This window comes from Phenylobacterium terrae, assembly GCF_042681205.1.
Classification (GTDB): domain Bacteria; phylum Pseudomonadota; class Alphaproteobacteria; order Caulobacterales; family Caulobacteraceae; genus Phenylobacterium; species Phenylobacterium terrae.
The window spans coordinates 1,604,489-1,623,810 of sequence record NZ_JBHUEY010000001.1 but is presented as its reverse complement, the minus strand read 5'-3'; the positions used below and the strand labels follow the sequence as shown (position 1 = coordinate 1,623,810).

The 19,322-nt window shown below is 70.9% G+C and carries 20 protein-coding genes; 14 read left to right on the top strand and 6 right to left on the bottom strand.

Annotation, left to right across the window (positions count from 1 at the left end):
* The first annotated feature begins 101 nt into the window (after window positions 1–101).
* The 12 genes from rimP (at window position 102) to pnp (ending at window position 13,190) form a co-directional block, all read left to right on the top strand.
* On the top strand, window positions 102–656 hold the full coding sequence (gene rimP, locus ACFSC0_RS08155) for a ribosome maturation factor RimP (RefSeq protein WP_377284089.1): 555 nt from the start codon (window positions 102–104) through the stop codon (window positions 654–656).
* A 3-nt stretch (window positions 657–659) separates the two neighbouring features.
* The gene (nusA, locus tag ACFSC0_RS08150; RefSeq protein ID WP_377284090.1) at window positions 660–2,324 is read left to right on the top strand and encodes a transcription termination factor NusA; all 1,665 of its coding nucleotides are present in this window, start codon (window positions 660–662) and stop codon (window positions 2,322–2,324) included.
* Window positions 2,325–2,477: 153 nt separating this feature from the next.
* Window positions 2,478–3,116, top strand: coding sequence for an RNA-binding protein (locus tag ACFSC0_RS08145; RefSeq protein WP_377284091.1), 639 nt, complete (start codon window positions 2,478–2,480; stop codon window positions 3,114–3,116).
* 68 nt (window positions 3,117–3,184) lie between these two features.
* Window positions 3,185–6,169, top strand: a complete 2,985-nt coding sequence (gene infB, locus ACFSC0_RS08140) for a translation initiation factor IF-2 (protein ID WP_377355124.1) — start codon at window positions 3,185–3,187, stop codon at window positions 6,167–6,169.
* A gap of 230 nt (window positions 6,170–6,399) precedes the next feature.
* Window positions 6,400–6,864: a hypothetical protein gene (locus tag ACFSC0_RS08135; RefSeq protein WP_377284499.1), complete on the top strand. Its 465-nt coding sequence runs from the start codon at window positions 6,400–6,402 to the stop codon at window positions 6,862–6,864.
* A gap of 45 nt (window positions 6,865–6,909) precedes the next feature.
* Window positions 6,910–7,419, top strand: a complete 510-nt coding sequence (locus tag ACFSC0_RS08130; protein WP_377284498.1) for a DUF2939 domain-containing protein — start codon at window positions 6,910–6,912, stop codon at window positions 7,417–7,419.
* Between the two features lie 17 nt (window positions 7,420–7,436).
* Complete coding sequence (locus tag ACFSC0_RS08125) at window positions 7,437–8,243, top strand: dienelactone hydrolase family protein (protein WP_377284497.1); 807 nt, start codon at window positions 7,437–7,439, stop codon at window positions 8,241–8,243.
* Window positions 8,224–9,060, top strand: a complete 837-nt coding sequence (locus ACFSC0_RS08120; protein WP_377284496.1) for a hypothetical protein — start codon at window positions 8,224–8,226, stop codon at window positions 9,058–9,060. Before ACFSC0_RS08125 ends, ACFSC0_RS08120 begins: the two co-directional genes overlap by 20 nt.
* A 63-nt stretch (window positions 9,061–9,123) precedes the next feature.
* Window positions 9,124–9,543, top strand: a complete 420-nt coding sequence (rbfA, locus tag ACFSC0_RS08115; protein ID WP_377284495.1) for a 30S ribosome-binding factor RbfA — start codon at window positions 9,124–9,126, stop codon at window positions 9,541–9,543.
* Window positions 9,543–10,487: a tRNA pseudouridine(55) synthase TruB gene (truB, locus tag ACFSC0_RS08110; RefSeq protein WP_377284494.1), complete on the top strand. Its 945-nt coding sequence runs from the start codon at window positions 9,543–9,545 to the stop codon at window positions 10,485–10,487. Before rbfA ends, truB begins: the two co-directional genes overlap by 1 nt.
* Window positions 10,488–10,490: 3 nt before the next feature.
* Entirely contained in the window at window positions 10,491–10,760 is a 270-nt protein-coding gene (gene rpsO / locus ACFSC0_RS08105; RefSeq protein ID WP_377284493.1) for a 30S ribosomal protein S15, read from the top strand.
* Between the two features lie 285 nt (window positions 10,761–11,045).
* Entirely contained in the window at window positions 11,046–13,190 is a 2,145-nt protein-coding gene (pnp, locus tag ACFSC0_RS08100) for a polyribonucleotide nucleotidyltransferase (protein ID WP_377284492.1), read from the top strand.
* A 62-nt stretch (window positions 13,191–13,252) separates the two neighbouring features.
* On the opposite strand, the gene ACFSC0_RS08095 is transcribed toward pnp, so the two are convergent.
* On the bottom strand, window positions 13,253–13,882 hold the full coding sequence (locus ACFSC0_RS08095) for a protein-L-isoaspartate(D-aspartate) O-methyltransferase (RefSeq protein WP_377284491.1): 630 nt from the start codon (window positions 13,880–13,882) through the stop codon (window positions 13,253–13,255).
* A gap of 272 nt (window positions 13,883–14,154) precedes the next feature.
* On the opposite strand from ACFSC0_RS08095, the gene ACFSC0_RS08090 reads away from it, so the two are divergent.
* Window positions 14,155–14,499 carry a hypothetical protein gene (locus tag ACFSC0_RS08090; protein WP_377284490.1) on the top strand — a complete coding sequence of 115 codons (345 nt, stop codon included), beginning with the start codon at window positions 14,155–14,157 and terminating at the stop codon, window positions 14,497–14,499.
* 97 nt (window positions 14,500–14,596) lie between these two features.
* Window positions 14,597–15,088, top strand: coding sequence for a hypothetical protein (locus ACFSC0_RS08085; RefSeq protein WP_377284489.1), 492 nt, complete (start codon window positions 14,597–14,599; stop codon window positions 15,086–15,088).
* On the opposite strand, the gene ACFSC0_RS08080 is transcribed toward ACFSC0_RS08085, so the two are convergent.
* The 5 genes from ACFSC0_RS08080 to ACFSC0_RS08060 all read right to left on the bottom strand — a co-directional run bounded on the left by ACFSC0_RS08080 (window position 15,085) and on the right by ACFSC0_RS08060 (window position 19,291).
* A complete protein-coding gene (locus ACFSC0_RS08080; RefSeq protein ID WP_377284488.1) occupies window positions 15,085–15,294 on the bottom strand; it encodes a hypothetical protein in 210 nt (69 codons plus the stop codon). The genes ACFSC0_RS08085 and ACFSC0_RS08080 overlap by 4 nt on opposite strands.
* A 117-nt stretch (window positions 15,295–15,411) precedes the next feature.
* Window positions 15,412–16,863, bottom strand: a complete 1,452-nt coding sequence (gene dnaA, locus ACFSC0_RS08075; protein WP_377284487.1) for a chromosomal replication initiator protein DnaA — start codon at window positions 16,861–16,863, stop codon at window positions 15,412–15,414.
* Window positions 16,864–17,244: 381 nt separating this feature from the next.
* On the bottom strand, window positions 17,245–17,520 hold the full coding sequence (rpsT, locus tag ACFSC0_RS08070) for a 30S ribosomal protein S20 (RefSeq protein ID WP_377284486.1): 276 nt from the start codon (window positions 17,518–17,520) through the stop codon (window positions 17,245–17,247).
* A gap of 97 nt (window positions 17,521–17,617) precedes the next feature.
* Window positions 17,618–18,394: an enoyl-CoA hydratase gene (locus tag ACFSC0_RS08065; protein WP_377284485.1), complete on the bottom strand. Its 777-nt coding sequence runs from the start codon at window positions 18,392–18,394 to the stop codon at window positions 17,618–17,620.
* Between the two features lie 33 nt (window positions 18,395–18,427).
* Complete coding sequence (locus tag ACFSC0_RS08060) at window positions 18,428–19,291, bottom strand: TraB/GumN family protein (protein ID WP_377284484.1); 864 nt, start codon at window positions 19,289–19,291, stop codon at window positions 18,428–18,430.
* Between the last annotated feature and the right edge of the window lie 31 nt (window positions 19,292–19,322).

Here is a 19,322-nt window from a genome sequence, read left to right as displayed (position 1 = left end):
GCTATATGTCAGCCCAACATCGCAAGTCAGCGCTGGATGGCGCTAACGAGCGGCGGGCCCCGGCCCGGCCGCTTTTTTGTTGCCGGAGGACGGCGAAGCTTATGCGCGGGAAGACCGCAGAGGACGCACGACTGCTGGAACTGCTCGACCCGGTGGCCGAGGCCGCCGGCTACGAGATCGTCCGGCTTCGGCTGATGGGCGGGAGCGCCCAGAGGCGGCTGCAGATCATGGCCGAGCGCCCGGAAGACGGCGAGATGCTGGTCGAGGACTGCGTCCGTCTCTCGCGGGCGATCTCCGAGGTGATGGACGCCGCCGACCCGATCTCCGGCGAATATGTGCTGGAGGTCTCCTCCCCCGGCGTCGACCGGCCGCTGACCCGGCTGAAGGACTTCGCCGAGTACGAGGGCCACGAGGCGCGGATCGAGCTCGACCGGCTGGCCGAGAACCGCAAGCGCTTCCGCGGCGTCCTGGCCGGCGTCGAGGGCGACCAGGTGGCCATCGACCTGGAAGGCGAGGAGGAGACGGCCCTCGTCCCCTTCGCCTGGATCGTGGACGCCAAGCTGATCCTGACCGACGAGCTGATGAAACGCGGGGCCGCCCAGCGCGCCGAGCGCCTGGCCGCCGACGAGAACCAATCTGACCAAGAAGGACGCTGAGGAATGAGCGTTACGGGGATTTCCGCCAATCGGCTGGAGCTGCTGCAGATCGCCGAGGCGGTGGCGCGCGAAAAGTCGATCGAGAAAGAGATCGTCATCGAGGCGATCGAAGAGGCGATCCAGAAGGGCGCCCGCGCCCGCTACGGCGCCGAGCACGACATCCGCGTGCACATCGATCCCAAGACCGGCGAGACCACCGTCAAGCGCGTGGTCACCGTCGTCGAGGACGACGCCAGCTGGAACCTGGAAGAGGGCGAGGAGGAGCCGGTCGGCATCCTGCGGCTCTCCGACGCCAAGCGCACCGACAAGGACGCCTTCGTGGGCAAGACCTACGAGGAGATCCTGCCGCCGTTCGAGTTCGGCCGGGTGCAGACCCAGATGGCCCGCCAGGTGGTGACCTCCAAGGTCCGCGAGGCCGAGCGCGAGCGCCAGTACGAGGAGTTCAAGGACCGGGTCGGCGAGATCGTCAATGGCGTGGTCAAGCGGGTCGAGTACGGCAACGTCGTCGTCGACCTGGGCCGCGGCGAGGGCATCATGCGCCGCGACCAGTCGATCCCGCGCGAGAACTTCAACATCGGCGACCGGATCCGCTGCTACATCTACGACGTCCGCCGCGAGACCAAGGGCCCGCAGATCCTGCTCAGCCGCGCCCACGGCGGCTTCATGGCCAAGCTGTTCGCGCAGGAAGTGCCGGAGGTCTACGACGGGGTCATCGAGATCCGCGCCGTGGCCCGCGATCCGGGCAGCCGGGCCAAGATGGCCGTGGTCTCCAACGATTCCTCGATCGACCCGGTCGGCGCCTGCGTCGGCATGCGCGGCTCGCGCGTGCAGGCGGTCGTCGCCGAGCTGCAGGGCGAGAAGATCGACATCATCCAGTGGAGCCCCGACGAGGCGACCTTCATCGTCAACGCCCTTGCGCCGGCGGAAGTCAGCAAGGTGGTGATGGACGAGGAGGACGAGCGGGTCGAAGTCGTGGTGCCGGACGACCAGCTGTCGCTGGCCATCGGCCGTCGCGGCCAGAACGTGCGCCTCGCCAGCCAGCTGACCGGCTGGCAGATCGACATCATGACCGAGAGCCAGGAGAGCGAGCGCCGTCAGCGCGAGTTCGCCGAGCGCACGGCCCTGTTCCAGGAAGCCCTGGATGTGGACGAGGTCATCGCCCAGCTGCTGGTCACCGAAGGCTTCGCCACCGTCGAGGACGTGGCCTATGTCGACGCCTCGGAGATCGCGGCCATCGAGGGCTTCGACGAGGACACCGGCGAGGAGATCCAGGCCCGGGCCCGCGACTGGCTCGACAAGGAAGCGGCCGAATACGACGCCAAGCGCCGCGAGCTGGGCGTCGAGGACGCCCTGCTGGAGATCGAGGGCATCACCCTGCCGATGGCCGTGGCCCTGGGCGAAAACGACGTGAAGACCGTCGAGGACCTGGCCGGCCTGGTCCCCGACGACCTGCGCGGCTGGTTCGAGAACAAGGGCGGCGAGCGGGTCCGCGAGCCGGGCATTCTCGAAGCCTTCGGCCTCGACCCTGCCGACGCCGAGCTGCTGATCATGCGCGCCCGCGTGGTGATGGGCTGGGTCGACCCCTCCGAGCTGGCGCAGGCCGAGGCCGAGCCGGAGCCGGAGGACGTCGAGGCCGCCGAGATGCTCGGCGAGGCGCGGGACGCGTAAGGGGGCGCTACAAGTGCTCGCGGGGCCGATCGCTCATAGACCTCTCCCCGCATCGCGGGGAGAGGGTAGGGTGAGGGGCCCTGCTGAGGCGCCGCGCGCGTGGCGCCGCCGGCCCTCCCTCACCCTCCCCTCCACAGCGCGGAGGGCGAGGTCATGAGCACCCACGCCCAGGCCCATCGCGAGCGCCGCGACATCGTCACCGGCGAGGTGATGGACGAGGACCGTCTGATCCGGTTCGTGCCGGGTCCGGACGGCGTGGTCGTGCCGGATCTGGCCCGCAAGCTGCCCGGCCGGGGGATCTGGGTCGCCGCCGACCGGGCTTCCGTCGACCAGGCGGTGAAGAAGAACGCCTTCTCCCGATCGGCCAAGACCAAGCTTTCGGCCCCGGCCGACCTGGCCGACCAGGTGGAAGCGCTTTTGACGCGGCGGGTTCTCGACGGCCTTGGGCTTGCACGCCGGGCCGGCGTTCTTATCTCCGGGTTCGAGAAGACGGCCGCCGCCATCACGAGCGGCCGGGCGCGCTGGCTGGTCGAAGCGGCCGACGGCGCCGAGGACGGTCGGCGAAAGCTGCTCGCCCTGACTCGCAAGGCCCCGCAACCACCCGAGCTGTTCGGCGTGTTCACTTCCGAGCAATTGGGTTTGGCCTTGGGGCTGGAGAATGTGATACACACCGCCTTCCTTGCGGGGCGCGTAGCCGAGCGCTGGACAGCCGATGTCCGGCGCCTTTCCGGCTTCCGTCCGCTCCTTCCTGCGAGTTGGCGCGAGGAGCCGGCGACGGGCGATGGGGCTTAGGCTCCGTGGCCCAACAGCTATTTCAAGACGTGGGGCCGGATCTGCCGGCCGCTGAGTAAAGCGAGCGCATGAGCGACGAGAACAACAACGGCCGATCTGGCGGACGCCCGCCCCTGACCCTCAAGCCCCGCGGTGCGGGGTCGGTCAGCGCAGGCACCGTGAAGCAAAGCTTCAGCCATGGCCGTTCCAAGACCGTGGTCGTGGAGACCAAGCGCCCGCGCACCCATGCGCCGCAGGGCGGCAATCTGGCCGGCCCCTCCGCGGCCGAGCGCCGGGTGTTCGAACCCGGCCGTCCGGCGCCGTCCGGGCCGCAGGGCGGCGCGCCGCGCACTCCCGCCGGCGACGGCTCCGGCCTGTCCGCCGAGGAGCAACGCGCCCGCCAGCGCGCCATCGAGCTCGCCCGCGAGCAGCAGGCCCGCCAGGCCGCCGAGCGCAAGGCCCGCGAAGAGCGCGCCCGCGCCGAGGCCGAGGCCGCCGCCGCCCAGGCGCGCGCCGCAGCCCAGGCCGCCGCAGCGCCGCCCGCCCAGCCGGCCGCTCCGGCGGCTCCGGCCGCCCCCGCCGCGCCGGAAGCCCAGGCGCCTGCCGCCCCGGCTCCTCAGGCGCCGAGCGCGCCGCAGGCCCAGGCCCCTGCGCCGTCGTCCGCCCGTCCGGCGACGAGCGGCCAGACCCGTACCTATTCGCCCTCGCCGGAACGTCGCGACGACCGGCCGAGCACCACGACCTACCGGCCCGAGCGGCCGTCGGCCCGTTTCGAAGGCGCCAGCTTCAACCAGCGCGCGCCGCGCCAGGACGACGGCTATCGCCAACGCGACGACCGCGGTCCGCGCCCGACCGGCGATCGCCCCCAAGGCCCGCGGCCGACCGGGGATCGTCCGCAGGGCGGCCGTCCGGGCCGTCCCGGCGACACCGTCCGCTACTCGGCGCTCGCGCCTCGGCCCGCGCCGGGCGGCGCGCCGCGTCCGGGCGGACCGCGCCCGCCGCGCGTCGGCGCCGCGGCCCCGCCGGCCACGCCCGAGATCCAACGCGCCACCCGCCAGGCCCCGCGCCCCGGCGCCGCCAACCTCGACCGCCGTCCGGACGAGGACGACGACGCCCGCCGCCGGGCGAACGCCCCCAAGGCGATCAGCCGGGTCAAGGGCGCGCCCCAGCGCCGCGAAGGCCGCCTGACCATTCAGGCGGTGGCCGGAGACGACGAGGGCGCGGTCGAACGGATGCGCTCCCTGGCCTCGGTCCGCCGGGCCCGCGAACGCGAACGCGAGAAGCGCAAGGGCGGCGCCCAGGAGCAGGTCCGCGCGGCCCGCGAAGTGGTCATCCCCGACGTCATCACGGTCAGCGAACTGGCCAACCGGATGGCGATCCGCGGCGTCGAGATCATCAAGTTCCTGATGCGTCAGGGCGTGATGCTGAAGATCAACGACGTCATCGACAACGACACCGCCGAGCTGGTGGCGACCGAGTTCGGTCACACCGTGCGCCGGGTGTCGGAAGCCGACGTCGAAGCCGGGTTCATCGGCGCCGAGGACGTGGACGACCATCTGCTGCCGCGGCCGCCGGTCGTGACCGTGATGGGCCACGTCGACCACGGCAAGACCAGCCTGCTCGACGCCCTGCGCTCCACCGACGTGGTGTCGGGCGAGCACGGCGGCATCACCCAGCATATCGGCGCCTACCAGGTTCGCCTGGAGGGCGGCGAGCGGGTGACCTTCCTGGACACCCCGGGTCACGCGGCCTTCTCGGCCATGCGGGCCCGTGGCGCCAACGCCACCGACATCGTCATCCTCGTGGTGGCGGCGGACGACGGCGTGATGCCCCAGACGGTGGAAGCCATCCAGCACGCCAAGGCGGCCGGCGCCCCGATCATCGTGGCGATCAACAAGATCGACAAGCCGGACGCCGACCCGACCCGGGTGATCAACGAGCTGCTGCAGCACGAGATCGTCGTCGAAAGCCTCGGCGGCGAGACCCAGGCCATCCAGGTCTCGGCGCTCCAGAAGATGGGTCTCGACGAGCTGATCGAGGCCATCCTGCTGCAGGCCGAGCTGCTCGACCTCAAGGCCAACCCCGACCGGACCGCCGACGGCATCGTCATCGAAGCCAAGCTCGACCGCGGCCGCGGCGCCGTCTCGACCGTCCTGGTCAAGCGCGGCACCCTGAAGCGCGGCGACATCGTCGTGGCCGGCGCCAACTTCGGCCGCGTCCGCGCGCTCCTCAACGAGCGCGGCGAACAGCTGGACGAGGCCGGTCCCTCGACCCCGGTGGAGATCCTCGGCCTGGATGGCACGCCCGATCCCGGCGAACCCTTCGCGGTGGTGGAGAACGACGCCCGCGCCCGCGAGCTGACCGAGTACCGGACCCGCCTGAAGCGCGAAAAGGCCGGCGCGCCGGTCCAGGGCGCCTCGCTGGCCGACATGATGGCCAAGCTGGCGGACAAGAAGGTCTCCGAGCTGCCGGTGATCATCAAGGCCGACGTGCAAGGCTCGGCCGAGGCGATCGTCGGGTCGCTGGACAAGCTGGGCACCGACGAGGTCCGCGCGCGGGTCATCCTGTCGGGCGCCGGCGCGATCAGCGAAAGCGACGTGATGCTGGCCAAGGGCGCCGGCTCGCCGATCCTCGGCTTCAACGTCCGCGCCTCCAAGCAGGCGCGGGAGCTGGCCGAGCGCGAGGGCGTGGAAATCCGCTACTACGCGATCATCTACGACCTGATCGACGACATCAAAGGCGTGCTCTCGGGCATGCTGGCCCCGATCCAGCGCGAAACCTTCCTCGGCAACGCCGAGGTGCTGCAGGTCTTCGACATCACCAAGGTCGGCAAGGTCGCCGGCTGCCGGGTCTCCGACGGGGTGGTCCGCAAGGGCGCTCGCGTCCGGATCATCCGCCAGGACGTGGTGGTGCTCGAGCTCGGCGTCCTGCAGACGCTCAAGCGCTTCAAGGACGAGGTCAACGAGGTCCAGGCCGGCCAGGAATGCGGCATGGCCTTCCAGGGCTTCCAGGACATCAAGGCCGGCGACACCATCGAGTGCTTCACCCTCGAAGAGGTCAAGCGGACGCTCTAGGCGCCCCGCTCGGCGAGACGATCAGGCCCCGGGGGGAGACTCCGGGGCCTTTTCGTTGGCCGCCCCTCCTCGACCCCGCCGTGGCCGCGTCATGCGGGCCGCCCATGCTGATGAGGTCAGCCCAGCGGCAACGGGCTCGGGCGCCGGGACAAGCCCGGGGATGACGAGGGTGGGGAAGCGGGCGCCGGCTTCACCTTGCGCTCGCGCTCGCGACGGCGTTTCATCGAACGATGGTCGACGTCTCCTTCAAGCCTGCCGTCCGCGGCGGCCTCATCGCCCCCATCCTGGTCGGCGGGCTCTCCGCCGCCGTGCTCGACTTCATCGCCGCCTGCGTGGTGAACCGGCTGCCGCCGCTGACCATCGGCCAGGCCATCGCCAGCGGACTGCTCGGCCGCGCGGCGTTCCAGGGGGGCGTCGGCGCCGCCGTCCTGGGCGCGGCCGCCCACACGGCGATCCTGCTGGTCGCCGCGGCGGCCTATGTGCTCGCCGCCAGCCGATGGGGCCTCCTCAACCGCCGCGCCCTGGTGACGGGGCCGCTCTACGGCATCGTCGTCTGGATGGTCATGAGCTGGATCGTCGTCCCGCTCTCCGCCGCCAGCCTACGCCCGCCCGGCGCCGCCGACATCGCCGTCCAGCTCGTCATCCACGCCCTCCTGGTCGGGCTGCCGATCGCCCTGGCGGCCAAGCGGTTCTGAGGCCGCGGCCTTAGTCCGGCCATCTGCGCGCACGATCACCGCCTGATGCTGCGCCTCCTCCTCGTCGGCCTCGCCGCCCTTACGCTCTCCGCCTGCGCCACGGTGCAGCGCTACGACGCCGCCCAGGACGTCCACGACCTGCTGGTCGCCATCCGCGACAACGACCGGGCCGCCTTCGACCGGCATGTGGACCGCCGCGCATTGAAGCGGCAGCTGGAGGCGCGGCTGATCGACGAGGCGCAAGGATCCGGCGCGCCGAGCCTGCTGCAGGGCCTGGGCGTCACCCTGGCCGAGCCGGTGGCCGAGCTGGCCGGCGAGCTCCTGATCCAGCCGCGGGTGTTCCGCTGGGTCGCCGAGCACTACGGCTACCGGCGCACCGGCCCGCTGCCCAGCGCCGTCGCCATCTCGCCCGCGCTGCGCCCCATCGGCGGCGGGCGCGTCTGCGCCGTGGCCGAGCCGGGCGGGCCCTGCGTGCTGGTCTTCACCCGCATCGACGGCGTCTGGAAGCTCACCGGCTTCGAAGGGGAGATTTCGATGCTGCGCGCCAGGTCCTGAGGCGCCTAACATCGGGCATGGCCAAGCCCGACCCCCTGGCGAGCTACGCGCGCTTCGACTTCACCGAGGGCCCATGGACGCGGCCGGTGTTCCGCAAGGGCGCCGGCCCGGCGGTGATCGTGATCCACGAGATGCCGGGGCTGCACCCGCTGGTCGTGCGCTTCGCCGACCGGGTGGCGGCGGCGGGGATGACGGTCTTCTGCCCGAGCCTGTTCGGCGAGCCGGGCCGGGCGGTCTCTCCCGGCTATTCGGTCGGCGTCATCGCCAAGGCGATCTGCGTCCGGCGCGAGTTCGACGTCTGGGCGACAGACCGGTCGAGCCCCATTGTCGACTGGCTGAGGGCCCTGGCCCGGACGGCCCACGCCGAGTGCGGCGGGCGCGGCGTGGGCGCGGTGGGCATGTGCTTCACCGGCGGCTTCGCCCTGGCGATGATGACCGAGCCGGCCGTCGTCGCGCCGGTGGTCTCCCAACCCTCGCTGCCGCTGACGGCCGGGTCCAGACGCCGCGCCGCCGCCATCGACGCCTCGCCTGCGGAGATCGCCTGCGCCCGGCGGCGCTTCGCCGAGGAGGACCTCTCGCTGCTCGGCCTGCGCTTCCATGGGGACGGCCTGGTCCCGGCGGCGCGGTTCGACAGCTACCGGCGCGAGTTCGGCGACCGGTTCGAGGCCATCGAGATCGACCCGAAAGCGGCCGCGCCGGGGCCCATCCCGCCGCACTCGGTGCTGACCATCCACCTTCGCGAGGAGGGGCCCACCAAGGCCGCCGAACAGCGGGTGATCGCCTTCTTCAAGGAGCGCACGGCCGGTGGACCCGGAGGCGGCTAGGCTGGTCGCCCTGGCCGAGGCGAACGCCGGACCTGCGGCCTTCGAGGCCCGGCCGCAGGTCCGCGGCGCCTGGACCGCTTTCCTGGTGCTGACCCTGTTGTCCGTCGTCGGCTGGATCGGCCCGTTCCTGACTCCCGCCCCGCTGTGGGCCCAGGGGCTGGCGGCGCTGTGGTTCGGCGGCTGGAGCGGCCTCTTCGCCCGGCTCGCCTGGCGCGTCGTCGCAGGCGCCCGCAGCCCGGCCGGCTGGGCGCTGAGGGCCGGGCCGGAGGGGCTGAAGGTGAACCTGCGCTCCCACCTGAACTATCGCCACCCGGCGGAAGATGCGGTGGTGGCCATCCTGCCGCGCTCGCGCGTGCGGCGGCTGACGTTCGTCGAAGAGGGCCGGCGCAGCTACCTGGAGGTGGGGGGCTGGTCGGACCTCGAGTTCGCGCGCGGGGCCGTGGACGCGGAGGCCGCGCGCTGGAGCGGCTTCGGCCTCCGCTCGGGGCGGGCGCGCCACGTGCCCGTGACCGTCGAGCAGGGCCGGCTCCGGATCGCCTGGCGCGATGCGGCGCGCACCCTCTCGCCCTCGCCGGTGGCCGCGGAGGCGGCGCTCGGCCGCTGGTTTCCCATGGGGCGGCGGCTGGAGGCGGACCTCGCCGCCCTCGCCTCGCTGCCGCGCACGGCGCAGGAGCGGCGACTGGGGCAGATGGCCCGATCCGGCGAGGCGGTGGCCGCCATCGCCCTGGCCCGGGAGCTCTGGGGCCTGAACCTCACCGAGGCCCGCCAACGCATCGACGCCCTGGCCTCGCTCGACTCGGCGACCGCACGGCGCTAGAAGCGCGCCCTTTCCCCTGACCAGGCGTCCGACCCGCCCGGCAGGCCGACACGAGGCATCGCCATGAAGCGCTCTTCGCCGCACGGACGCGGCCAGCCGCAAGGCCCTTCCCAACGTCAGCTGCGCGCCGGCGAGCTGGTGCGCCACGCGCTCGTCGAGATCCTGCGCGAGGAGGACATCAGCGACGAGGCCCTGGAGGGGGTCTCGGTGACCGTCACCGAAGTGCGGATGAGCCCGGACCTGAAGCACGCCACCTGTTTCGTCGAGCCGCTGGGCGGCGGCGAGGCCGAGGCGGTGGTCGGGGCGCTGAACCGTCACGCGCGCTTCCTGCGTGGGCGCCTGGGCCGGCACATCGAGCTGAAGTTCACGCCGGACCTGAAATTCCTGCACGACGAGAGCTTCAACGAGGCGGCGCGGATGGAGCGGCTGTTCCAGGACCCGCGCGTGCAGCGCGACCTCTCCGGCGAGACGGACGAGGACTGATGGGCCGGCGGCGCAAGGGCGAGGCGGTCTCGGGCTGGATCTGCCTGGACAAGCCCTACGACCTGACCTCGACGCACGCGGTCAGCCGCGTGCGGCGGATTTTCAACGCGCAGAAGGCGGGCCACGCCGGCACCCTCGACCCGCTGGCCACCGGCATCCTGCCGATCGCCCTGGGCGAGGCGACCAAGACGGTCCCCTTCCTGGTCGACGCCGACAAGTCCTACCGCTTCACCCTGGCCTGGGGCGCCACGACCACGACCCTCGACCGCGAGGGCGAGGTGGTGACGACCTCGGACGTCCGGCCCGGCCGGGCCGAGGTGGAGGCGGCGCTGCCCCGCTTCATCGGCGAGATCGAGCAGGTCCCGCCGGCCTACTCGGCCATCAAGGTGGACGGCGAGCGGGCCTACGACCTGGCCCGCGCCGGCGAGACGGTGGAGCTGGCGGCCCGCCTGGTGAAGGTCCACGGCCTGCGGATCGCCGACGCCTCCGACCCCGACCATCTGACCCTGGAGATGGACTGCGGCAAGGGCACCTATGTGCGCGCCTTCGTCCGCGACCTGGCTGAGGCGCTGGGGGCCTGCGCCCATGTTTCCGACCTTCGCCGCACCCGCGTGGGGCCGTTCGGCGAGGACCGGGCGATCGGACTGGAAGTTCTTGAGGATTTAGGGCATAAGGCCCGCCCATCGGAGGCCCTGCTTCCGGTCGAGACCGCGCTGGACGACATCCCGGCGCTGGCCGTGACCGCTGAAGACGCCTTCCGATTGAAGCAGGGACGCTCGATCGTTCTCGTTCCCCGGCAGGTGGAAACGCTGAAGGCCCGGCTCGCGCCGGGCTCCAGAACCGTTTCCGCGATGGCGGGAGGGACCATCGTAGCGCTCTGCGAGATGCGCGCCGGCAAGCTCGAGCCGTCGCGGGTCTTCCATCTGGACCGAGCGGAGAACTGACCGATGTCGATTACGGCCGACCGTAAGGCGGAATTGATCAAGACCCACGCCCGCGGCGAAGCGGACACGGGCAGCGCCGAAGTGCAGGTGGCGATCCTCTCGGAACGCATCGCCAACCTGACCGAGCACTTCAAGACGCACAAGAAGGACAACCATTCGCGCCGGGGCCTGCTGAAGCTCGTCTCCCAGCGCCGCTCGCTTCTCGACCACCTCAAGAAGCACGATGCGCAGCGCTACCAGGATCTGATCGAAAAGCTCGGTCTGCGCCGCTAAACCACGCCGCCCCCGCCGTCTGCGCGGGGGCGTTGCATATCGGGGCTTCGGCCCGACGCCGGTCGGCAGTAGGATCGGCCCTTACCAATTCCGTCGCCCCCTCGTGACAGGCCGAGGGGACCCAGCGACGGGTCAGCGGGGTTCTCCAGCGTGGAGGATCTCGTCACACGCCGAGGGTTCAGACGAAATCCTCGATCCGCCTGTTCATCTGGAGAGGATTTCGGAAGCCCGATCCCCTGTCCGCCCCCGCCAGGAATGCGCCTGCCGGGACGAGAAAGAAGCAAAATGTTCGACATCAAGAGAAAGACCATCGAGTGGGGCGGCAAGACGCTCACCCTCGAAACCGGCCGCATGGCCCGTCAGGCCGACGGCGCCGTCGTCGCCACCTACGGCGACACCATGGTCATGGCGGCGGTCACCTTCGCCAAGACCGCCAAGCCCGGGCAGGACTTCTTCCCGCTGACCGTGAACTACCAGGAGAAGTTCTACGCCGCCGGCAAGATCCCCGGCTCCTTCCCGCGCCGTGAGACCGCGCCGACCCAGAAGGAGACGCTCACCTCGCGCCTGATCGACCGGCCGATCCGGCCGCTGTTCGTGAAGGGCTTTAAGAACGAGGTCCAGGTGGTGGCGACGGTGCTCGCCCACGACCTCGAGAACGATCCCGACATCGTCGCCATGGTCGCCTCCTCGGCCGCCCTGGTGATGTCCGGCGTGCCGTTCATGGGCCCGATCGCCGGCGTCCGCGTCGGCTACATCAACGACCAGTACGTGCTGAACCCGACGCTCGACGAGCTGAAGGAAAGCCGCATGGACCTGGTGGTGGCCGGCACCGCCGACGCCGTGATGATGGTCGAGTCCGAGATCAAGGAGATGACCGAGGAGCAGGTCCTCGGCGCCGTCAGCTTCGCCCACAAGGGCATGCAGCCGGTGATCGACGCGATCATCGAACTGGCCGAGCACGCGGCCAAGGACCCGTTCGAGTTCGAGCCGGTCGACACCGAGGCCCTCAAGGCCGAGATGAAGTCGCTGGTCGGCGCGGAGATCGCGGCGGCCTACAAGGTGACCAAGAAGTCGGAACGCCACGAGGCGGTGGGCGCGGCCAAGGCCAAGGCCCTGCAGGCGATGGCCAGGTCGGAGTCCAACCCCGACGGCGCGGATCCGCTGAAGCTGGCCGAAGTGTTCAAGGAACTGGAGGCCGACGTCGTCCGCCGGAACATCCTCGACACCGGCAAGCGCATCGACGGCCGTAACGTCGACCAGGTCCGCCCGATCGTCTCGGAAGTGGGCGTGCTGCCCCGGGCCCACGGCTCGGCGCTGTTCACCCGCGGCGAGACCCAGGCGCTGGTCGTGGCCACCCTCGGCACCGGCGACGACGAGCAGCTGATCGACGCTCTCGAGGGCAAGTACTACGAGAAGTTCATGCTGCACTACAACTTCCCGCCGTTCAGCGTCGGGGAGACGGGCCGCATGGGCGCCCCCAGCCGCCGCGACGTCGGCCACGGCAAGCTCGCCTGGCGCGCGCTTCGCCCGATGCTGCCGTCGCCGGAAGAGTTCCCCTACACCATCCGCCTGGTCTCGGAGATCTTCGAGTCCAACGGCTCCTCGTCGATGGCCTCGGTCTGCGGCGGGTCGCTGGCGCTGATGGATGCGGGCGTGCCGCTGAAGAAGCCGGTGTCCGGCATCGCCATGGGCCTGATCCTGGAGAAGGACGGCTTCGCCGTGCTCTCCGACATCCTGGGCGATGAAGACCACCTGGGCGACATGGACTTCAAGGTCGCCGGCACCGCCGACGGCATCACCTCGCTGCAGATGGACATCAAGATCGCCGGGATCACCGAGGCGATCATGAAGCAGGCGCTCGAGCAGGCGAAGGCCGGCCGCGCGCACATCCTGGGCGAGATGGCCAAGGCCATGGAGGCCCCGCGGGCCGAGCTCGGCGAGCATGCGCCGAAGATCGTCACCATGAAGATCCCCGTGGACAAGATCCGCGAAGTGATCGGCTCGGGCGGCAAGGTGATCCGCGAGATCGTCGAGAAGACCGGCGCGAAGATCGACATCGAGGACGACGGCACCATCAAGGTGGCGGCGTCCGAGCAGTCGAAGATCGATGCGGCGATGGACTGGATCAAGTCGATCGCCCAGGAGCCGGAAGTCGGCCAGATCTACACCGGCAAGGTGGTCAAGATCGTCGACTTCGGCGCCTTCGTGAACTTCTTCGGCGCCAAGGACGGCCTGGTCCACGTCTCCCAGATCTCCCGGGAGCGCGTGAACAAGGTCTCCGACGTGCTGCAGGAAGGCCAGGAGGTGAAGGTCAAGCTTCTCGGCTTCGACGACCGCGGCAAGACCCGCCTGTCGATGAAGGTCGTCGACCAGGAGACCGGCGAGGACCTCTCCAAGAAGGAAGAACAGCCGGAGACCGAAGAGGCGTAAGCCGCCTCTTCCTCACCGGACGCGGATCGGGCGGCTGCAGCGATGCAGCCGCCCTTTCTGTTTCACGCCGCCGGCCTCAGCGGCACGAACAGCACCGGCATGATCCGGCGCTGGCGGGTGCGGCCGGCGGCGTCCTTCTCAATGACCATCAGCTGCTGTTCGCGCTGCGGCCCGACCGGGATCACCATCCGGCCGCCCGGCTTCATCTGCTCCACCAGGGCCGGCGGGACCTTCGGCGCGCCGGCGGTGACGACGATGGCGTCGAACGGCGCCCGCTCCGGCCATCCCTGGTACCCGTCGCCGGCCCGGACCTCCACGTTGCGGTAGCCGAGGCGGGCCAGCCGCTCGGCGGCGCTGCGGGCCAGCGGCGCGACCAGCTCGATGCTGTAGACCTGGCGCACGAGCCCGGAGAGGATCGCCGCCTGGTATCCGGAGCCGGTCCCGACCTCGAGCACGACGTCGTCAGGCTCCGTCCGGGCCAACTGGGTCATCACCGCCACCACCAACGGCTGGGAGATGGTGGCCTCGTAGCCGATCGGCAGGGCGTGGTCCCCGTAGGCCACGTCCCGCAGGTCCGGCGGGACGAACTCATGGCGGGGAACCGTCTCGAAGGCCGACAGCACCCGCGCGTCCAGGCGGCGGACCTCGCCCGCGGCGCCGGCCGCCAGCAGCTGGCGGATGTTGCGCACCATGTCCCGGCGCGCCTCGTGACCCGCCTGAGCCCGCGCGCACGAGGGCAGGAAAAGCGCCGGGAACACACCCGCTATCAGCCGCCTCGTAGGTCGCATCGCCGCCCTCGCCGCCGCGCCTCGCCCACCGCAGCAGAAACCTCCCGGATGCGGCCCCGGTTGCCGGGGTGGCGGTGCGACCCATAGCGGGTAAGGCGCCCCTACCTTTTCGCAACGCCCGGCCGTTTACTCGCATTGGCTGTATCAGGTGCAGTACGCGTGTCGCGGGTTTTCCGATGAAGATGCGGGAGGACGAGTTGGGCCGGGCCGCCCTGGGCTGGGCCCGTCAGCATCCAGAGGACGGGCGCGAGCTTGCCGGGCCCGAGGCCCCGCCGCCGAAACGCAAGGGCGCCCCTCTCAGCGGATACGGCAGCGCCGATGAACTCTACGCCGCCATGGGCGCCGCGCGGCGAGCCAACCTCGCCCGGCTGGCGGAGGATGAGCCGCTGGCCGCCAATACCGAGGCCGACCCGAGGCCCGCCTCCAAGGCCGCCCGGATCTTCGGCTGGTCGTTCCTGGTCGGCCTCGCCGCCGTCGCGGCCGGGAGTGCGACCCGCCGCGTCCGGCGCCGCTCCAGATGAAGTGATCGCCAGGCGGCTTTTCGGATCCGAGCGGCGGGGCCATCTCTAGGCGCACCGCTGCGCCTGGGGGCGCGGCCGCGTCACAGAGAACGATCGGATGAGCTTGCGACGACTGTTCGCGCGCTTGCGGGCGATCCCCGGCGCCGCCCGGCACGCCGCTCTGGTGGAGATCGCCTACGACCAGGCGGGACGGGGCGAACACGAGGCCGCGCTGTCGACGCTGCGCCGCGCCTACGCCGCCATCGGCGAAACGGCGCCGTCCCCACGCGTGCGGGTGCAGACCAACATGCTGGTCGTGCATGTGGCCGGCCGCCTGCAGGACGTGCCGCTGACGCTGACCGCGGCCCGCCTGTCGATCCGCCAGCTCGAGGCGGGCCAGGGCCGTTACACCGACCCCGAGCGCATCTACCTCGTCTATTGGTGTCAGACCGCCCTGCGGTATTGCGCGCAAATCTCGCCGATCGACCGCCGGGGCATCGCGGAGGAGACGCCGCTGGTGTTCGACGATCTCGACCTGCACGGGGTCTCTTCGCGGCTGCGGCGGAGCTTCCCCGTCTACACGCCCGCGGACCCGGAGTTCTTCCGCTAGCCGCCGTTCGCGGCCGACCTTGGGAACACCAGGCCGGCGTCGCGAAGGTGCGGCCGGTTCAGCCGCTCATAGGTCTTGGGCTCGATGCTGCGCATGATGATGTCGAGCATCGCTGAGCCGTCGGCATCACCATCCGGCGGCCTGCCGAAGACTTCGCGCCACAGCGCCTCGGCCTCGCGCGCGATGCGTTCTTCCCGGCCGTCCATCCGAGAACGCGCTCCTTGTGAGTTGTCCTTTGTTAGGCAACTCCCGGAGCTGGATTCCCGTTCCAGGCGAAATGTGGTTAACGAACCGTCACTTAGGCAAGCCGCCGGTCCACCGGCTCACCCCCGCAGCTTGCGCAGCAACACGTCGAGGTCCCGGGCGAGCTGAGCGTCGGACTGCTTGAGCTCTTCGATACGGCGCACCGCGTGGAGCACCGTGGTGTGGTCCCGCCCCCCGAACCGGCGGCCGATGTCGGGCAGCGAACGGGTGGTGATCTGCTTGGCCAGCCACATGGCCGCCTGCCGCGGCCGGGCGACCGCGCGGGCGCGGCGCTCGGAGATCAGGTCGGCCTGCTTCAGGCCGAAATGCTCAGCGACCGTCTTCTGGATCTGGTCGACGGTGACGCGCTTGTCGTTGCAGGCCAGGTGCGGGCGCAGGATGGCCTGGGCCTCGTCCAGCGACAGGCGGGCGACCTGACCGCCGACCCGGGCGACCAGCGTGTTCAGCGCGCCTTCCAGCTCGCGCACGCTGTCGGTGAAGCGGTCGGCGAGGAACTGCAGCACCTCCGGCCGGGCCGACGGCACGAAGCCGCCCTGCTCGGCCAGGGTGGCGAGCTTCCGCTCCAGGATGCCCAGCCGCAGGTTGCGGTCGGCCGGCTCGATGCCGCAGACGAGGCCCGCCTGCAGGTGCGAGCGCAGCCGCGGCTCCATGTCCGACAGCTCGGTCGGCGAGCGGTCGGCGGTCATCACCACCCGGCGGCCGTCCTCCACAAGGGCGATCAGGGTGTGGAACAGCTCCTCCTGGGTGGAGGGCTTGCCCGCGACGAAGTGGACGTCGTCGATCAGCAGCAGGTCGGCCCGGCGCAGCTCGTCCTTGAAGGCGCTGGTCTGGCGGTCCTGGATGGCCTTCACGAAGGCCTGGGTGAACCGCTCGGCGGTCAGGTAGACCACCTTCTTCTCGGGAGCCGACTGCATGGCCTCCCAGGCGAGCGCGTTCAGAAGGTGGGTCTTCCCGAAGCCGTACGGTCCGTGGAACAGCACCGGGTTGAAGTGGCCGTCGGCCCAGGAGGCGACCCGGCGGGCGACCGCGAAGGCGAACTCGTTCGCCGGGCCCGAGACGAAGGTGTCGAACCGGAAGCGGTCCTGCAGGCCCTGCTGGCGGCCCGAGCGGACGGCGGCGGCCGAAGGCTGCGGCACGTCGATCTCGATCACTTCGGGCGCCGGGGCGGGCGCGGCGGCGCGCGGCTCGGCCGGGCCGGCCACCGAGTCGAACTCCATCTTCGACTTCAGGTCCAGGCGGCGGCCCATGGGGTCGTTCTGGGCCCACAGCTCGCCGATGCGGCGCCAGGCGTGCCGGCGGATCCAGTCGCGGGCGACGCCCGTCGCGGCGACCAGGCAAACCTCGCCCTGGTGCTCCCGGAGGGCGGCCGGACCGAGCCACGATCCGAACGTCGCCTCACCCAGTTCGCGTTTCAGCGCCTGGCAAGTCTTCGTCCACACCGCACCGGCCGGCATCTCCGACGCCGCCACGAAACCCCCGCTCTTCATATGGCCTAACCCCCGATCGTTCATCCCCGACCTCAGCCCCCGCGCCAAAGCCAGTTTCCTAAAGACAACAAGATCTTATGCGCCGCGGAAATAAGCCCGCGCCGTTGTCTGTTTCATCCGCACAGAGATGGAAAACGTCCTTAGGAGCGCTCAGACTATTCGGGGCCGCCCGCCGGTCAACGGGGATTCTTGACGGTCCGAAACGATATTTTCGTTGACTCGCTAGGAGCCCTTGAGGGCCCAAGGGAAACGGCGTTCCGAAGCTTGGCTGGATGAGAAGATTCGTCGCAGGCGCCGCACCCGACAAGCGTCACAAACGCAAGCACGCCCGCCGAGGATTTCGGCGGGCGTGGCGATAAACGTTAACTTTTCAGCGTCTTAGCGCCGCAGCGGCGCGAGGCCGCTTCAGGCGGCCGAGCCGCCCAGCTTCTTCAGGGCCGCGGCCAGGCGGGACACCTTGCGGGCGCCGGTGTTCTTGTGCACCACGCCCTTGGAGACCGCGCGCATCAGCTCGGACTGGGCCTCGACGAAGGCCGTCTTGGCGGCCGCCGCATCCCCCGCGGAAAGCGCTTCTTCGAACCGCCGCAGGTAGGTGCGGACGCGCGAACGGCGCGCCTTGTTGACTTCGGTGCGGCGGGCGATCTTTCGGGCCGCCTTCTTGGCGCCGGGCGTGTTGGCCATGCTTGCTCTCAGAACAGGTTGTCGCGCCCGGACGCTCCGCCCGGGCGTAAATTCGGAGGCGCGGATATACGGGATGGGGCCGGCGGGGGCAACCCCTTTACCGGCCCGTGAACTTCGCAGGCCGCTTTTCGACGAAGGCCGCCATGCCTTCCTTCTGGTCGTCGAAGGCGAACAGCGAGTGGAACAGCCGCCGCTCCATGCGCACGCCCTGGCTGAGCGGGGTCTCGTAGGCGGCGTTCACCAGTTCCTTGGCGATCATCACCGCCTGGGGCGAGAGGGTCGCGATCTTCCGCGCCGCCTCCAGCGCGGCAGGGACCAGCTCGGCCAGCGGCACCACCCGGCTGACCAGGCCGCAGCGCTCGGCCTCGGCGGCGTCCATCATCCGGGCGGTCAGCACCATGTCCATGGCCTTGGACTTGCCGACGAAGCGGGTCAGCCGCTGGGTGCCGCCGGCGCCCGGAATGACGCCGAGGTTGATCTCGGGTTGGCCGAAGCGGGCGTTGTCGGCGGCGATGATGAAGTCGCACATCATGGCCAGCTCGCAGCCGCCACCCAGGGCGTAGCCGGCCACCGCCGCGATCACCGGCTTGCGGCAGCGGGTGACCCGCTCCCAGTTGCGGGTGATGAAGTCTTCGGTGAAGGCCTCGGCGTAGGACTTGGGCGCCATCTCCTTGATGTCGGCGCCGGCCGCGAAGGCCCGGTCGGAGCCGGTGATGACGATCGCCCGGACGCTCTCGTCCGCCTCGGCCGCGTCGAGCACGGCGGTGAGCTCGTCCATCAGCGTGCCGTTCAGGGCGTTGAGCGCCTCCGGCCTGTTCAGCCGCACCAGGGTGACGGCGTCGGACGTCTCCACGATCAGGGTGGCGTAGCTCATGGCGGCCTCCGGAGGCGATGGTCTCCCGCCGGCTTAAGGCCCCTCGACGGTATAGCCAAGGGCGCGGAGCTTGGCCGGCAGGCTCTCCGGTCCGATCAGGTGGCCGACGCCGACCACGACCACCGTCCGCCCGCGCCCCTTCAGCCGGGCGTCGAGCTCGCGGGCCCAGACGGCGTTCCGCTCGGTCACGACCCGGCGGTAGATCACCGGGGCGGCGGCCCGCAGCGGCTCGATGGCGATCGTCTCCAGCTTGGCGAGGTCGCCGGCCATCCAGGCGCCCACCAGGGTGGAGAAGGCCTCGGGATCGCGCTCGATCTCCTCCAGGCTGTGCTCCAGGGAGGCGATCTGGTCGGCCAGGGGGGCCTCGTCGAAGAAAGCGATCTGCTGGGCGGGGGTCTCGAACGCCTTGCGCACGGCGCCGGCCGGCGCGGCGGCGTGGACCTGCTTCTCCACCCCCATGGCCGGAGAGGCGCCGGCCAGCTGGTAGACCGCGCCCGAGAGCGCCACCTCGGCCAGCCACGGCTCCATGCGCGCCAGCATGTCGGGCGACAGGCGGTAGCGCTGGGCGGCGGCGAGCAGCCGCTCCCAGGTCTTCGGCGGCAACAGCGCCTGCAGGCTGCGGCCGGGCGGCAGCAGGCCGCGGGCGGCGGCGAGCCTGGCGGACTGGGCCTCGGACTCCGCGTCCATCGGCATCTCGAACCAGACGTCCTCGGCCTTGGCCAGGCCCTCGGTCAGCGCCGGCGGTCGCCAGTCGAGCCCGTCGGGCAGCACGTGCACCGAGCCGAACAGCACCAGCTCCGAATCCGCGTCCCGGACGACCCACACCGGCGGCTTGGCCTGCGCCGGCCCTGCCGCGGCCCATGCGGCCAGCGCCGCGGCGAAAACGACTCTCCACATGCCGCTGAGCTTAGGGACGGTTCGAGGGGTT